This is a genomic window from Trinickia sp. (assembly GCF_036503415.1).
In the GTDB taxonomy this organism is placed as follows: Bacteria; Pseudomonadota; Gammaproteobacteria; order Burkholderiales; family Burkholderiaceae; genus Trinickia.
On record NZ_DASXWY010000189.1, the window covers coordinates 1 to 15,705 of the forward strand.

The 15,705-nt window shown below is 61.9% G+C and carries 12 protein-coding genes; 3 read left to right on the plus strand and 9 right to left on the minus strand.

Annotated elements, in window-relative coordinates; genetic code table 11:
- Positions 1–197: 197 nt before the first annotated feature.
- The 3 genes from VGL01_RS22520 to VGL01_RS22530 form a co-directional block, all read right to left on the minus strand.
- A complete protein-coding gene (locus VGL01_RS22520) occupies positions 198–434 on the minus strand; it encodes a hypothetical protein (protein ID WP_331573316.1) in 237 nt (78 codons plus the stop codon).
- A gap of 395 nt (positions 435–829) precedes the next feature.
- The gene (gene galU / locus VGL01_RS22525) at positions 830–1,711 is read right to left on the minus strand and encodes a UTP--glucose-1-phosphate uridylyltransferase GalU (RefSeq protein WP_331573318.1); all 882 of its coding nucleotides are present in this window, start codon (positions 1,709–1,711) and stop codon (positions 830–832) included.
- Between the two features lie 68 nt (positions 1,712–1,779).
- Positions 1,780–1,941: a hypothetical protein gene (locus VGL01_RS22530; protein ID WP_331573320.1), complete on the minus strand. Its 162-nt coding sequence runs from the start codon at positions 1,939–1,941 to the stop codon at positions 1,780–1,782.
- Positions 1,942–2,194: 253 nt separating this feature from the next.
- On the opposite strand from VGL01_RS22530, the gene VGL01_RS22535 reads away from it, so the two are divergent.
- Entirely contained in the window at positions 2,195–3,433 is a 1,239-nt protein-coding gene (locus VGL01_RS22535) for an acyltransferase (RefSeq protein WP_331573322.1), read from the plus strand.
- 79 nt (positions 3,434–3,512) lie between these two features.
- Here VGL01_RS22535 and VGL01_RS22540 read toward each other — a convergent pair whose 3' ends face one another.
- From VGL01_RS22540 to VGL01_RS22550, 3 genes are read right to left on the minus strand one after another with little or no spacing between them, the layout of a single operon-like run.
- Complete coding sequence (locus VGL01_RS22540) at positions 3,513–5,921, minus strand: glycosyltransferase family 4 protein (RefSeq protein WP_331573324.1); 2,409 nt, start codon at positions 5,919–5,921, stop codon at positions 3,513–3,515.
- Positions 5,918–7,384 carry an oligosaccharide flippase family protein gene (locus VGL01_RS22545; protein WP_331573326.1) on the minus strand — a complete coding sequence of 489 codons (1,467 nt, stop codon included), beginning with the start codon at positions 7,382–7,384 and terminating at the stop codon, positions 5,918–5,920. Before VGL01_RS22545 ends, VGL01_RS22540 begins: the two co-directional genes overlap by 4 nt.
- Before the next feature lie 14 nt (positions 7,385–7,398).
- The gene (locus VGL01_RS22550) at positions 7,399–9,687 is read right to left on the minus strand and encodes a hypothetical protein (RefSeq protein ID WP_414720326.1); all 2,289 of its coding nucleotides are present in this window, start codon (positions 9,685–9,687) and stop codon (positions 7,399–7,401) included.
- Between the two features lie 278 nt (positions 9,688–9,965).
- Between VGL01_RS22550 and VGL01_RS22555 the strand changes: the two genes are divergently transcribed.
- Positions 9,966–11,042 (plus strand): acyltransferase, encoded by a 1,077-nt coding sequence (locus VGL01_RS22555; protein WP_331573328.1) that lies wholly within the window; start codon positions 9,966–9,968, stop codon positions 11,040–11,042.
- A 47-nt stretch (positions 11,043–11,089) separates the two neighbouring features.
- On the plus strand, positions 11,090–12,124 hold the full coding sequence (gmd, locus tag VGL01_RS22560) for a GDP-mannose 4,6-dehydratase (protein ID WP_331573339.1): 1,035 nt from the start codon (positions 11,090–11,092) through the stop codon (positions 12,122–12,124).
- A 16-nt stretch (positions 12,125–12,140) separates the two neighbouring features.
- Here the strand turns inward: gmd and VGL01_RS22565 are convergent, their stop codons facing one another.
- The 3 genes from VGL01_RS22565 to VGL01_RS22575 all read right to left on the minus strand — a co-directional run.
- The gene (locus tag VGL01_RS22565; protein WP_331573330.1) at positions 12,141–14,081 is read right to left on the minus strand and encodes a collagenase; all 1,941 of its coding nucleotides are present in this window, start codon (positions 14,079–14,081) and stop codon (positions 12,141–12,143) included.
- Between the two features lie 358 nt (positions 14,082–14,439).
- Complete coding sequence (locus VGL01_RS22570) at positions 14,440–15,399, minus strand: nucleoside hydrolase (RefSeq protein WP_331573332.1); 960 nt, start codon at positions 15,397–15,399, stop codon at positions 14,440–14,442.
- Between the two features lie 107 nt (positions 15,400–15,506).
- The coding region (locus tag VGL01_RS22575; RefSeq protein WP_331573335.1) for an H-NS histone family protein at positions 15,507–15,705 on the minus strand (199 nt) is incomplete at its 5' end.

The following is a 15,705-nucleotide window of genomic DNA, read 5'->3' on the forward strand; positions in this document are numbered from 1 at the left end:
GGAAGTCACGGCGGCTTGTCGAGGTCATTTTCGATTCGTAGGGCGGAAGTGGAACGAGACGGTCTCGCGCAAGCGGGACACGTCGACGGGTAAGGCCAAAGCGAACACGCACGAACACATGCGGACTACTTGAAACTGAACCGTCGTCGGCTGCGGGCAACCCGTGCCGAACGAACCCTGTCTGTTGACGCCCCCCGCTAGTCGGCGGAGTGCATGACTGGCGGCAATAGCGCGCCCGACGCGGGCGGCGGCGCAACAGCGCTCCCGCCCACGCCGAAACGCTGCGCGAAAACCGGTTTCGAGGGCTCGACAGTGTGGGGCGCCGGATTGGCGCCAGGCAACGTGGGCACGCGTTCGGCGTCGCGCGACAGCGCATCGTCCGCGCGGCTGCCGTGATCGTCGCCGCAGCCGGCCAGCGCTACGACGAGCCCCACGCATACCGCCCGTGCAAGCGCGAACGAAATACATCGGCCACATGCTCTGCAGGGTCGACGCTCTGGCATTGAACCTCCCACGATGGGACCTCGACAGCGCACATCTGTAGTGAACAGGCCCTCGGATGGCGGACACGATAAAAACGAATCGTGTCGCCTTGATGAAGAACGTTATGCGCGAAACACGCATTCGTCTCAATGTGGCAAGCGTGCGTTAGAGGAGAGACTCGATGCAATGAATCCCGCCCCTTCTTGCATGAAACGCACATGACGCATCGATGCGAAGTGCGATCGGCAATACACGAGGCGGTAAAGGGTACGCCCGTCAGGGCGTACCGGTGAGAGGGGAGTAAAGCGAAGCGCTGGCCGCGAGCGGGCTCAGGCGATGAACGACGTCAGGAAATCATCTGCGTGATGTGTTCGCGCAGATAGGCATCGAACGGCGCGCCGATCTCGGGATGGCGCAGCGCGAATTCGACTGTCGCTTTCAGATAGCCCAGCTTGCTGCCGCAATCGAAACGCGTGCCGTAGTAGCGATAGGCCAGCACCTGCTCTTCGGCGAGCAACGCCTGCAGCGCGTCGGTCAGTTGCAGCTCGCCGAGTGCGCCCGTTTCGATTTTCCGCAGATGCGAAAAGATGCTGGGCATCAGGACGTACCGGCCGACGACACCGAGATTCGACGGCGCCGCTTCGGGCGACGGCTTTTCCACGATGCCTGACAGCTTGAAGATGTCCTCTTCCCACTCGCGGCCTTCGACGACGCCGTAAGACCGGCTGTCTTCCCGTGCGATCGCCTCTACCCCGACGATCGAGCTGTGATAGTGATTGAACACGTCGATCATCTGCTTCATGACAGGCTGTTCGCCATGAAGCAGGTCGTCGGCCAGAATCACGGCGAACGGACTGTCGGATACGAGCTTTTCGGCACACAGCACGGCATGACCGAGTCCGCGCGCGGCCGGCTGACGCACATAGAAGCAATCGACGTGGCTCGGCTTGATGTTGCGCACGAGATCGAGCAGCTTCTCTTTGCCGCGCGCCTCGAGCTCCGCCTCGATCTCGTACGACGTATCGAAGTGGTCCTCGATAGCGCGCTTGCTTCGGCCGGTAACGAAAATCAGTTCCGTGATACCCGCGTCGATTGCCTCCTCCACCGCATACTGAATAAGCGGCTTATCGACGATCGGCAGCATCTCCTTGGGACTGGCCTTCGTGGCAGGCAGAAACCGCGTGCCGAGACCTGCCACAGGAAATACCGCTTTGGTGACTTTCAACATCGTTCATCCCCTCTTGGGAAAGTCGTTGTGTATGAAGGCTCCATGAAGGAATTCGTAACATCCGTGGATCAGACGCGTTCCATCGCCTGGTCCGCTTCGCGCGGCACCGGTCGCTCGCGCTTGAACGCGCCGATCCGCATCGTCCCGTCGGATTCGAGGGCCTCGCGATAAGCGGAAATGGCTACGAGAATCAAGAGCACCGCCACGCCGGCTATCCAATGTAAATCCATGATGCGGCTCCATTTGCGATTTGTCGGTGACTGCAAGTTAACACGAAAAAACCGAACAATAATCTCCTGCGGCCGTGCGAAATTTTTTGCGAGGCCTTGCCGGGCAAGGCACAGCAGGTGGTTGTGAGCGTTTGTTAAAAACCGGTTTTCGGCGATTTTTTTCGTTCTACGATAGGCGCGGATTCGGAACTTTTTATATCTCCGTGATAAGACAATCTGTCATTATTTCCGAGCGCATCGGTCGGGGCACTGTATGAGCGATTCGTCGATTTTCCCGGTTTCCGCGACCGCGCCGGCCGCCGCACCCACGCAACGCATCGACGCGGTGCGGCCCGCGGCAGCCGCGAAAGAGACCTTCATCGATGCCATGCGCGGCATGGCGGCGCTGCTCGTCGCCTATTTCCATTGCCGCCAGGTCGCCTGGGTCGGGCTGCATCACTTCCATCAGGCGATGGGCTTCTCGCTCGCGCCGAGCGTCCTGCTCGGCTATCTCACGATGCCGATCGCCTGGGGTTCGGCCGGCGTCTCGATCTTCTTTGTCATCAGCGGCTACTGCATTCATCGCAATCCTGCCGCCCGGCTGGCCGCCGATCCCGCATATCGCCTCGACGCTCCGATATTCTGGGCCCGGCGGTTCGCGCGTATTTACCCCGTCCTCTTCGCGGCGTTGCTGCTCACGCTCGCGTTCGATTCGATCAGCCTCAGCCTGCCGCCGGTCAATCACAAGATTCTGTCCATCGGCCCCAAGGCTTTCCTGATCAGCCTGCTCTCATTGCAAGGCGTGCTTGCGCATCCTTACGGTTCGAACGGCGCCCTATGGACGCTTGCGATCGAAGTGCAGTTCTACGTGGTCTATCCGCTGCTTTTCGCCGCGCGGCGTCGCTTCGGCATGCCGGCCGTCATGGCTGTCATCGCGGCAATCAACGTCATATCCGGCTATCTGCTGGAGCCGGTATGGATCTACTTTTTCACTTCCTATTGGTTCTCGTGGACGCTCGGCGCGTATCTTGCCGAAAGGCGAGTCGCCGCGGCAGACTTGACGCTGACGCGGCGGCAAACGCTTTGCTGGCGTCTGGCCGCAGCGGCCCTCGCAGTACTCGGCTGCGCAATCTTCAATTACAGCGTTTATATCGGCCAGTACATCGCATTCCAGTTATGGGCGATCGCTTTCGCATGCCTCATGCGCACGACGCTTACGGCCGAAAATGAAGCTGTTCCCCTCGGCAATGGCTCTTTCCTGATGCGCGCGCTCGCGCGCTGTGGGCTGTTCAGCTATTCGCTTTACGTCATCCATCTGCCGATTTTCATTTGCCTGCAGGCCGTTTTCTTCCGCTCGGCCTTGCAATTGTCGATCTTGCCGACGTTCGCATTCATGCCTGTGGCCATCGGCGCGGCTTGCCTGTTTTATCTGTGTGTCGAACGTCCGGCGATGCGCTGGTCGTCGAGCATCCGGCGACGCCGGCCCAACGTCGAGCAGCCCGCCGCGGCGTGAAGCCGCAGGCCTTGCCCCGGCAATATGCGGGGCAAGGCGAGAGATTGCCGCCAGCCAAAGCGTGGATTGCGCGCGCCGCTCAGCCCGTACGCCGCCTGGCGTGAGCCGCGAGAATACGGCTTACGCCATCGATGTAGGTGCGTGTGCCAAACCTGCGGCGCGCGATGTCGTAGCCCGTGTCGACGAGCCGTGCACGCAATTGCGCATCGGTGCGCAAACGCGTGATGGCGGCCGAAAGCGCGTCCGCGCTGTCAGGCTCGCACAGCAGGCCGTTCATGCCGTCGTCGATGATCTCCGTCACGCCGCCCGCCCGCATCGCCACGACGGGCCGCTTCGCCAGCATGCCTTCGACGATGACGCGGCCAAACGGCTCGGGAGCGATGGAGGTATGCGCGATCACGTCGACGGCACGCATGCAGGCGGCCACGTCGTCGCGAAACCCGAGAAAATGCACGCGTGAGGCCATGTGGTGCGTTTCGACGAAAGCCTTGAGCGCCGCTTCGTAGGCGTCCTCGCCAAAAAGCGGCGCGCCGACGAGCGCAACGTGCAATTGAGGATCTTGCAACGCCGCTTCGAGCAGCACGTGCTGTCCTTTCCAATGCGCGAGGCGGCTGAAGGAACCGACGATAAATGCATCGCCTGGCAGACCGAGGCGTTCGCGCAACACCGTTTGCGGCGTGTTGTCATGCTTGCGAAACGGCGCTTCCGATATGCCATTGAATACGACGTCGACACGTTCGAGCGGCACCTTCGCGAGTTGCACGAACGCCGCAGCCGATGCGGCTGAGTTGGCGATGACGTGATCGAGCGTGAGCCTGCCGAACCATTTGATCGTCATGCGCTGCATCCGGCCGAAATGCTCGGCGCTGACGATGTCGCGCAGATGCCAGACGACGGGACGGCGCGCAATGACGCCCGCAATCGCGCCGACGACCATCGCGCGTTGCGTATTGGCATAAATGACGTCGGCGTTTCGCGCGCGCCGGACCGTTTCGCGTACGAGCGAGGCGATCCCGGTCAGCGAGCGGAGCGTCGGCGCGCCTTGTTTAGACATGCCACGCAGCCGTGAGGCATCGAGCACGTCGACGTTCACGCCGGCATCCGCGAGCGCGCGGCGAAACGGTCCATCGTCGAACAGCACGACATCGACACTCTCTTTTCTGTGCCGCGCGAATTCGAGCAGCGAAAGCTCGGCACCGCCGAGCACGCCCGTCTGATCGATCGCCAGGATCTTCGTTGAAGGTACCGCAGCGCCGGCAATGCCGGCCGCACCCCGACGTGTCGCTCCGGGACACATCGCCTCGACTGCAGCGGTGAAGCGATCGCGGAAGTTCGAGGCGGAAAAGCGTTCGGCATTCGCGCGGCACTCGCGCGGAGAAAACCGGCGTGGCTCACGCTCGAAGGCAGCGACGGCCGCGATCACGGCCTGCGGTGTCTGTTCGTGGAAGAAGATGCCGGTGGGCCGGCTTTGCGACAAATCGCGTACGGTTTCGAGCGCCCCGCCCTTGCCATAAGCGATGACGGGCGTGCCGCACGCCTGGGCTTCGACCGGAGCGATACCGAAGTCTTCCTCCGCTGCGAAAACGAACGCCTTCGCGCGGCGCATGTGGTCGTGAAGCACGTCGAACGGCTGGAAGCCCATGACCTCGACGTTCGCGCCGGCCTTCGCACGTACGACGCTCATTTGCGGCCCATCGCCGATCACGACGAGCTTTTTGTCCGGCATGCGCGAAAACGCTTCGACGATCATGTCGATCTTCTTGTACGGCACGAGCCGCGATGCGGTCAGATAGAAATCGTCCTTCTGTTCGCTGAGCTCGAACGCATCGACGTCCACGGGCGGAAAGATGACCTGCGCGTCGCGCTGATAAACCTTCTTGATCCGGCGCGCAATGAATTCCGAATTGGAAATGAAATGATCGACCGAATTCGACGTGCGGATGTCCCAATTTCGAATGTAATGCAGCACCAGGCGCGCGAATGCCGAGCGCAGCCCCCGCGTCAAATGCGATTGCTCGAGGTATTGATGTTGCAGATCCCACGCGTAGCGGATCGGCGAATGGACATAGCTGATATGGATTTGATCGGGCCCGGTCAGCACGCCTTTTGCCACCGCATGGGAGCTCGAAATGACGAGGTCGTACGCACTGAGATCGAGCTGCTCGATCGCGAGCGGCATCAACGGCAGATAGGCCCGATAACGCTTGCGCGCGAACGGCATGCGTTGGATGAACGAGGTCGTCGCATGCTTGCCGCGCACGAACCGCCTGTCGTCGAGAAAATCGACGAGGCTGTAGAGATCGGCATCGGGAAAACAAGCGATGATCTGTTCGAGCACGCGCTCGGCACCCGCATAGGTGACGAGCCAATCGTGCACGATCGCAACGCGCGGAATGTGCGATGTGACGACGGCCGGCGTGAGGCGCCGCGGCTGTGTTGCGGGTACGAATGCGGCAGTTTCCGCGGCGGCAAGGGTTTCGTCGCTCATGCGCTTCTCCTTGCATTGACTCGCAACAGCAGCGCGCGCGCCATGTTGCGCAGAGAGGGGGACGTCGTCATGGACCAGACCATGTTCAGCAGGCACAATCCCGCCGCCAATACGACGAGCGCGGCCAGATTCGTCACCTCATGCGAGAGGTAGCCCGCCACCACGAGAAACGCCAGATGTCCGAGCATGTCGAACAGGATCTGTCGCGCACGGATTCGAGACAGATAAAGGAGCACGCCATAGTCAAGCAGCGAACGACCGACCACGACGACGGCGGCCCCCGTCAGACCGAAATGCGCGATACCCAGCATCAGAATGCCGGCGAAAAACGGTAGCTCGATGATGCCGATCCAGGCTGCGCGCGCGGGATCGATCTGCGATTGAATGAGAAGACGCGTCACACCGGCCTGCCCCACGAGCCAGACGCTGATGATGAGCACGTGCCCCACGTTCACGGATGCGGCAGCGAGCTCGCTGCCTACCCACAGATTGAGAAAAGGCCCCAGCGCGAGCATGCCGACGATCATGACCGGTGTGAACAACGCGTTCAGGACTTCCAGCGCCTGCCGCACGAGCTCGTCGGCGTGGTCGCGCTCGACGGCGGACAAGCGCGGAAAAAGGGTGCGCACGAAGGCCGTCGGCAGCATGTTCAGTCGCGTGACCAGATTTTGCGGCACCGTGTAATAGGTCACGTAGCGCGCGCCGAGTCCGGCACCCAGCAATACACGATCGAGCGTATCGCCGACCATGATGGCCATGCTTGCCGCAAGCATCCATCCGCCGAAGCGGAAGAGCTCCTTGGCCACGGTGAGACTCGGCATCATCACGCGCTTGATATCGAGCACACGCATGCTCGCACGCGCGAGCAGCAGCGCGGCGATCGCACGTGCAACCACGGCGGCGGCCAGCACGTTCGGCAGCGTGGGCGCGATGAGCCAGGCGGCGCCCAGCGGCATCAACTGGAAGAGGAACGTACCGAGCGTCTGATTCGTATTGAAGACGCCGAAGCGTTCGGCGCCGTTGATCGCGCCCGCGCAAACCCACGAAACATTGGCAATCGGAATCGCCAGCGCGAGCCACGGCAACGCATGTATGACTTCCGCGCGCATCAGCGGCGCAAGGTGTGTGAAATACGCGGTATAGAGATAACCGCCGATATAGATGATGACGCCGCCGGCAATCCCGGTGATGAGGTTGAGCCAGAACGCGCTCCAGAAAACGAGCGCGCTCTGGCCTTCGTCGTTGGAGGCGCGCGCCTTCGAAATATGGTTTTGCGCCGCCATGCTCATGCCGAGATCGAGCACGCCGAAATAGCCGATGAACGTCCACACGAGACTCACGACGCCGTAACGTTCGACACCGAGCAGCTTGATGTAGCTGGGCACGGTCACCAGTGAAACGAATGTCGGCAGGATCAACCCGAAAAAGTTGATCGCGACATTCTTGAGCATGCCTTTATCCATCGAATGCCCAGTCATTAGCCCTCGCCGATGCCGTTGCCGGCTGCCTGATCCTTCGCGCCTTTCTTCCCGCCTTGGCTCTTCTGGCCCGCGGCGGGCGTCCAGCGGTACATGAGCACCTTGCCGCGTGCGTCCTCTTCGACGAATACGACGTATTCGCCATTCGCACGCTTATACGCGCTGATGGCATTCGCGACGTCCACGTGTCCCGAGGCATTACCTACTTCGGGTCCCGGTTTGATGACACCGATCTGCGCACCGGTATTGCGATCGAATACATGCACGATGCCGATGAACTCGACGGCGAAGACGTAGTCGCCCTCCTGCGTCACGCTGACGAGCGTGCGGCGCTCCTTGCCCTGCGGCTGCCACAGCAATTGAGTCTTGAAGCGCAGAACCGGCTTGCCGGTCGACCATCCGTCGTAGCGTGCCAGCACGCGGCCGATCTCTTTCGGCACGTCGTTGCTGTTGGGCATGGCGTCGTCGGTATAGCCGGTGACGTAGAGCGAATCGGTCCTCGTATCGTAGACCGCGCGCTTCACGACTTTGAACGGCGCGGGAATCGCGTAGGTCGTCATCTTGTCGTACGCGTAGATCGGGTTGCCCGAGCGGTCCACGCCGCCGAAGCGCAAGCGATGAATACGCGTGTCGTTCGCGCGCCAGATGTCGCCCTTCGCATCGACCCACCAGCCCCAGCCCCCCGCTAGATGCTCGTCGGTGCTATTGCGCTGGAACTCCTGCGGATTGAATTTGCCGTCGCCATTGGTATTGCGCCAGATCCATTCGCCGCCCGGCGGCGCAGTCGTGATTGCGTGCACCGGACCGGGCCGGCCAGCAATGAAGCCCGAAGGGATCGCCGTTTCGCCGTCGTGCGCCGGATCGAAGCGATAGATCTTCAGGTGATCGGCGTACATGTCCGTCAGATAGAGGAACGTTCTGCCGTTTACCTGTCGCGCCATCGGCGTACCGGGCCATTGATCCATATGGAAGACGGTATCTTCGGGATACTTGAACCGGTTCGACAGGAAGCCGGCATATTTCCATTCGTGCCCGGGCGGCTTCGACCAGTCGAGTTCGAAGCGCTTGTTGCCCGTGAATACGCTGTTGGGACGAGACGGATCGATGCAGGCACCGTCCACGAAAAGCAGCCCATCGACCTGCCAGCGCAGTTTGCCGTCGGGCGCGTAGCTCTGCAGCGAAGCGCCGAGCCCCGCGCCGGTCGAGCCCAGTTGCGGGCCCACTCCGTTCATCGAGACATAGATGTTGCCGCCCGCATCGACACCGACGCCGGTCAAGCCATTGAATCGCAGCGGCCCCGGCCGCCCCTGCTCGCTCGGCTTGCCGGCCCAGATGCCGTAGCGCTCGCCGAACGTATCGGTCAGCTCGTATTGGCCGGGATGCGATGCCGTGAAGATGAGCACCTGTTGACGCCAACCGTTGTCAGCGACATAGAGGCGCCCTTTCTTGTCGACGGCGATATCGACGGGAATGGCGTCCTGCGGCAACGCGACCTTGTCCGAGAGCGGCTTGCCGTCGGCCGTGTAATGCGCGAGACGAGCCGCGGGGCCGCTCAGGCTGTCCGTCAGCACCCACAGTGTGCCGTCCGGCGCGAGGGCAATCCGCCCCGGTTCGTGAACTTTCCACGCGCTTTTTTGCTGCATCGATTCCGCGTCGATCACGTCGATTTCGTCGCGCGTGGTATTGGACGCGTAGACAGTCGTCTCGCTCGCGGCTAAACCATAGATCGGCGCTTTGGTACCCGAAGACACGCGGTTGACCGGAAGAAAGCCAGCTGCAAGCTGACCGTGCGCATCCGCGCGCGCCACCGCGCGAAACGGTACCGTCTTCTTGACGCTCGCGAGCTCCCGCCGCGAAATGCCGAACCAATGCTCGCCGGTTGGCGGCCAGACGCCCTCGGCAACGAGCTTGCCGCGCTCGTTGCCGACCGATGTGCCCACGAAGACATAGCGGCTGTTGATGGCCACCGCCTCGCCGCCCGCGCGTCCCCAGCCGTGCGTGCCGCCCGCGAATTCGAGCTGCTTGCCGTTCTGATAGACACTCGCCTCGGCGCCGCTTTCGTCCCAAGGCGAATTGGTGTAGACCTTGCCGTCGGGCGAGACCGCGATCGACGTGATATCGATCTGGGTCCACATGCCGTGGCCGTAACCGAACGTGTTACCGATCCATGACGTGACCGCAGGCAGGACGTTATCGTTGTCCTCGTCCGCCGCATACGCGGACAGGCCTGCGACCGCGCCGATGCCGAGGGCGACGGCGAAAAGCGCCGCGCGAGACAGAACACGCACGAAATGCCTCCTTGAATTCGAGAGAGAGCCGACCGCTAGCGTACGAACAAACTATTTGGCGGAAACGCGCAAATAATTCCAAAAAATTCTCGTGCCCATTGGGCGCGCGCCGTGCCATGCGGCACTCTATTTCGAATGGAATCCGCCCCGCTCCGGTCGGCAGGCATCCGCTGCACGATCAGTGGTTTTTCGTCAATTTCTTTTTCCGCAGAATGGGGCGGACTTTTTTGGCCCAAGCCGGGGATGTGCGCCGGCGAAGGGAATTCGCAAGGATACCCATGTCTGAGTTGCTCACGCCTCATCGGCCCCAAACCGATATCGCCCGTCCGCACGCGCGCATCGTCTCGCTCGATGGCGTGCGCGCCGTCGCCGTGCTCGCGGTATTCATGAACCACGCGTTCGGCGTTTCCCTATGGATGGGCGTCGATCTTTTCTTCGTGCTCAGCGGTTTCCTGATAACCGGTATTTTGGTCGATCGAAAATCGCGCAATCAATCGTATTTCGGTTATTTTTACGCACGTCGCGCGAAGCGTATTCTGCCGCCGTACATCCTGTTGCTGATTTTGTCGTCGCTGCTCTTCGGCCTCGGCTGGCTCAAGCAGTGGTGGTGGTACGCATTTTTCGCCACGAATATCGGGCAATCGCTCGGCGATTCGGGCAACCCGGGATTCGGTGTGCTGTGGTCGCTGGCGGTCGAGGAACAGTTCTACCTCGTCTGGCCGATCGTGGTCCTGCTGGTCTCCGAGCGCACGCTCGGCATCGTCGCCGCTGCCGGCATTGTCGTCGCGCCGATTCTGCGCGCGGCCGCCACACCCCTCTTCAGCTCGTTCTGGCCCATCTATTTTCTTACGCCGTTTCGCATGGACCTGCTCTGCGCAGGCGCGCTGCTCGCAGTACTGATGCGCAGGCGTCCCGAGCTGCCGGAACAGCTCCGGTGGGCCGCATGGGCCATGCTTGCCGGTACGCTCGCCATCCTGGCATGGCTGCACTTCCACTATCCCGACATCCGCGACTCCAATCGGCCGCTGTCGAATGCGGGGCTCTACAGCCTGACGCTCGTGCTGTCCACGTCGGTCGTGATTCTTGCCCTGCGCAGCCGCGGCATCGTCACGCGGGTGCTTTCCCACCCTGTTCTCGTCTATCTCGGCACGATCAGCTACACGGTTTATCTCGTGCATGTGACATTCATCGGCCTGATGTGGAAATTCAATTACGGCAAGTATTCCAGCGCGCTCGCGGCGCTGGCGCTCACGCTCGCGTTCGCAACCGCGAGCTGGTTCCTGCTCGAGAAACGCCTCGTGCGCGGCGAAAAGCGCCGGTCGGGTCTTTCGTCTGTCGCGCTGGCCCGTGACTAAGCGGCGTCCGTTGGATTACACGTAAAAGGAGCACTTCCATGATCGGGATGAACCCCGCGCGCAAAGCGATCATCACCGGCGTAACCGGGCAGGACGGCGCCTACCTCGCGCAACTTCTACTCGAAAAGGGCTACTCGGTTGTCGGCACCTATCGCCGGACCAGTTCGGTCAATTTCTGGCGAATCGCCGAGCTCGGCATCGAGCAACATCCCAATCTCTCGCTCGTGGAACACGATCTGACCGATCTCGGCTCGAACGTCAGGCTGCTCGAACGCACGCACGCCCACGAGCTCTATAATCTGGCCGCCCAGAGCTTCGTCGGCGTCTCGTTCGATCAGCCGGTCACCACGGCCGAAGTCACGGGCATCGGCGCGCTCAATCTGCTCGAGGCAATCCGGATCGTCGACAGGAGCATTCGCTACTACCAGGCCTCCACGTCGGAAATGTTCGGGAAGGTCCAAGCCATCCCCCAAGTCGAGAGCACGCCGTTTTATCCACGCAGCCCCTATGGCGTCGCCAAGCTGTTCGCTCACTGGACGACGATCAACTACCGCGAGTCCTACGACATCTTCGGCGCCTGCGGCATCCTGTTCAATCACGAATCTCCGCTGCGCGGCCTCGAATTCGTCACCCGCAAAATCACCGATGCCGTTGCCCGCATCAAGGCCGGCAAGCTCGATAAGCTGGAGCTCGGCAACCTCGATGCGAAACGCGATTGGGGCTTTGCGCGCGAATACGTCGAAGGCATGTGGCGCATGCTTCAGGTGGACGAACCCGACACCTACGTGCTCGCGACCCAGCGCACCGAGACCGTGCGCGATTTCGTGCGCATCGCGTTCGCCGCGGCGGGCTATCAACTTGAATGGGGCGGTCGCGAGGAGACCGAGCGCGGCATCGATGTGGCGACAGGCAAGGTGCTCGTCGAGGTCAATCCGAAGTTCTACCGCCCGGCGGAAGTCGACTTGCTGATCGGCTGCGCCGACAAAGCACGCGAGAAGCTCGACTGGCATGCGCAAACGTCGCTCGAGGCGCTCTGCAAGATGATGGTCGAGGCCGATATCGCGCGCGTCGCCGCGGCATGAACGCGCTCGAGCGCGATCAATCGTCATCCGAGGTGCCGTCGGCCGTCGCGGTGCGCACCCATACGGCGAACTCCCCGTCCAGCTGCGACGGCAAACCCGACATATAGCTCCAGTAAGCCGCGTAGTCTCCGTTACGAAACATCGGCAAGATCGTCGACAACACCTCCGGATGCCGTTCGAAGACGAAGCGCACGGCCATGTATCCCCAACGATAGGCCCGGCTCACATAGTCGTCCATCGTATAGGTGTTGGCGAAGATCTCACTGAGCCGGTAGCGCCCCGTCTTCGCCGCCTCGATCGATTCCGGGTCGTCGTTGCCGCGCGAGACGTATTCGGCGAGCCCTTCGATGTACCACACTGTCGGCACGTTCGTCGACGCTTCGAAATCGCCATAGAGGTCGAATCGCCCATCCAGGTAATGGACGAACTCGTGCCGTAGATTCCATATTTCGAAATGCGGCTTCAACCAGGTTGCCACGAACGCGATGAAGCGCGCCTGGTTTTTCGGTGCCGCGGGGTCGCCTTCCAGATAGACGCCTCCGTTATCCGTATCGTTTCCGAACAGTACCGGTGAATAGTTCTCGTACTCTGCATTATCCGAAAAGACAACGACCTCGAGCGTCGTATTGTGATCATCGGCCACGGGAATCTCATGAGTACGCAACATTTCATGAAAATGAGGCGCTTCTTTCCGCATGAGGGTGCACGCCTGATCCGCCTCACTGGGCGTCAGCGATGCCGTGCGCAGTGCAATCGCCCCATTCGCGCAGCGATAACGCCGCGGGAGAATGGCGTCCGCCAGCGGCCCTTCGAACCCGCACGTGCCATAGACACTGCAATGATCGGCGTCGTAAGCCTGAACGGCCTGCGCCGCGGCAAGCCAAACGAGACGGTCCGGCCCCGCCATCGTCGAGTCGGCCAGCGCGTCTTGAATGAGCGGTCTGATCGTCGGCAGCAGGCTCGGATAGGTCGCGAAGCGAAATGCTTCGCTCGCTGCCTGATTGAGCAGGTAGCTCGCGTGCCGCGCGGCAAGCAAATCGCGCTTATTGGCTTTGACGAAGCCGTATAACGCGAGCGCATAGGAAGGGTCGTTTCCAACGATCTGCGCCGCGTCGTGACGATAGTGCGCGAAGTAAAACACTTTGAGAATAGCTGTGAACGCATAGGCGAGACCGGGCTCGTCCAGCGAACTGGCGATTGCCGGAGACTGCGCGCTATTCGTGAAGCGCGTGACCCATTGCCGAGCGAGCGGCAGGTACGCCGGTTCGTCGTGCATATTGACGACGAGCGTGATGAGCTCACCGGCGCTCGTCGCAGCGCTCGGGTTCGGGAGCAGAATCGCATTGCCCGTCAGTACTCGCGTGATGACAGGGCGCAAGCTGCTGGTCATATCGGCAGGAAGCGGCGGTACTGTTCCCTGGTTCGCCAGATAGTAAGCAGCCCTTAGAAAGAGCGTCAGGTTCAACAGGGCGCGATTGCCGGGCCCATATGCGGCACCCTCGGTTGCGAAACGCGTCGCGACAGACCTCAGATTTTCGTCGCCGAACAACTGCCGGGCCTGTTCGCGGGTGGCTTCGAAGAACGCGTTCGCACAGGCCGAGTCGGCAAGCGTGGCTACCCGCTCGGCCAGCGCTTCGCCACGCAGGCCCGCCATCGCGTCCATCGATGGGCACGCCTCGCCCCCCGCCTGCCGTTTCGCTCTCGCGCGGCGCCGCATCTCCGGCGTCATCAGTTCGGGACGCAACCGCTCGGACGGCGCCAGATCGAAAAGCCACTCTTCGCGCGAGCGCGGCAAGAGCGAGGGCGGGCGCGGCATCGGAGGGAGCTTTGCCCCACCAGGTCCGCTGCGGGTGTCGATCGGCGCGCCGGGACCTGGTGCGGCCAGCGCCGTTACTGAACTCATTGCCAGGGCGAGCGAGAGCAATCCGCCGCAAAGGGCCGATAAAAGACGTTCCATGCGCTTTGTCTCCTGTCCCATTACCGTGGCGGTCGAGAGACAGCGCTTTGCGCTTGCTTTGAGCGCTCGGCGGTCGCACGGCAATCGGTGTCGTTGTTCGGTTCGGCGCGCTTTCGCCGATCGTCAAGTCCGATTCACTCTATTGAGCGCGCGGCGCAGAAACAACTGCTCGACCTGATAGCTGCGAATGTCGATAGCCAATGGCGTCGTCCGCAACGGAAGGTGAGCGTTTTCGGGAGCAGAGGAAAAACGAAGCGGATCGTGCCGCGAAAGCCCCGCTAGACGGGGCCGTGTGCGCGTGCGCGGGGTTGGCCGCGGCGCTAAAGGTGAGTGTTTTCGGGAGCGGCATGGGCGGCGTTCAGATGGGGCACAACGTGCGACGATAAAGCGCCAATACTGCGTCGCTATCCACATCGACACAGACGGTGCACGCGGGCCTTGCGTCCCAGTCAGGCGCGGGAACGGGCATCCCCTCGGGTTTTTGGATCGTATGTCCCGCGGCGATACCTTCGGTCAGCACCCGTACCGGCCCATTGCGCGTTTGAAAGTATTGTGGAGCGAGCAGATAGGCGACGGCCAAAGCGTCATGTACGTAGATGCCGGCGACTCCTTCGCTTGCGCGATGAAACACTTCGTAGTGCCGCGAGATATCCCATACGAAACGTCCGGGCTCTCCGCCCGTGTCGCGCAAGTGCGCGAGGTAGTCCGTGGACATGACCGTGCGTTGCGTCACATCGAGCCCAACGATAACGATGGGCCAGCCGGCACCGAACACACGGTCCGCCGCTTGCGCATCGCCATGCATGTTCGCTTCGGCGGCCGGGGTCACGTTACCCATGACACCGCCGATGCCGAACGCGCCGCCCATCACGATGACCTGCTTGACGAGCGAAGCCAAGGCGGGCTCTTCGTCGAGCGCGAGCGCGAGGTTGGTCATCGGCCCAACGGCAATCAGCGTTACCTCACCGGGATGGGCTTTCACCGTATCGACGATGAACCGGGACGCAGCGCGCTCATCGGCGCGGCAGCCATCGGGCAAATGCGGCTCGATGTTACCGAGCCCGTCGTCACCATGTATCGCCGGAAGCGGAGTCGGCGCATTGCCTCCGAGCGGCCCCGCCGCGCCGCGGGCGACGGGCACGCCCGGCGCGAAACGCGATGTCAGATAGAGCGCATTGCGCGTGGTCGTTTCGATCGCGGCATTACCGAAGACGCTCGTGACGCCCAGCAGTTCGATGTCGGGATGCAGCGCCTCGAAGACGAGCGCCATCGCGTCATCGATGCCTGGATCCGTATCGTAGATGACTTTATGTTTCATCGATCTTTAGGGAAAAGGCATCCGCCAATCGATCGCCCGCTCCCGAGCAATTCTACCTTCGTCGTTCCGATGGCTTTGCCTGCTGACGAGGGCGAACGCCTGAAGGCTCATTCCTGAATGAGGAACCGGTCGCGGCGCTTACCGATCCATGCGGGTGCCCGGCCCCGGCCGCTCCATGTTTTGCCTGTCTTCGGATCGCGGTACTTCGGCGGCAATCCGCCCGATTGAGCTTTGCGCGTGCGTTTGCCGGAGAAGCCGAGTTCTTCGGCCGTGATTCCGTATTCCGCAATCTGCTCCTTGATCTGA

What these genes read in the sequence shown, in the direction of transcription:
- galU (WP_331573318.1), bottom strand. Translation starts at nt 1,711, where the DNA reads ATGTTGAAAGTCACCAAAGCGGTATTTCCTGTGGCAGGTCTCGGCACG.
- VGL01_RS22530 (WP_331573320.1), bottom strand. Translation starts at nt 1,941, where the DNA reads ATGGATTTACATTGGATAGCCGGCGTGGCGGTGCTCTTGATTCTCGTA.
- VGL01_RS22535 (WP_331573322.1), top strand. Translation starts at nt 2,195, where the DNA reads ATGAGCGATTCGTCGATTTTCCCGGTTTCCGCGACCGCGCCGGCCGCC.
- VGL01_RS22570 (WP_331573332.1), bottom strand. Translation starts at nt 15,399, where the DNA reads ATGAAACATAAAGTCATCTACGATACGGATCCAGGCATCGATGACGCG.
- gmd (WP_331573339.1), top strand. Translation starts at nt 11,090, where the DNA reads ATGAACCCCGCGCGCAAAGCGATCATCACCGGCGTAACCGGGCAGGAC.
- VGL01_RS22545 (WP_331573326.1), bottom strand. Translation starts at nt 7,384, where the DNA reads ATGGATAAAGGCATGCTCAAGAATGTCGCGATCAACTTTTTCGGGTTG.
- VGL01_RS22555 (WP_331573328.1), top strand. Translation starts at nt 9,966, where the DNA reads ATGTCTGAGTTGCTCACGCCTCATCGGCCCCAAACCGATATCGCCCGT.
- VGL01_RS22540 (WP_331573324.1), bottom strand. Translation starts at nt 5,921, where the DNA reads ATGAGCGACGAAACCCTTGCCGCCGCGGAAACTGCCGCATTCGTACCC.
- VGL01_RS22565 (WP_331573330.1), bottom strand. Translation starts at nt 14,081, where the DNA reads ATGGAACGTCTTTTATCGGCCCTTTGCGGCGGATTGCTCTCGCTCGCC.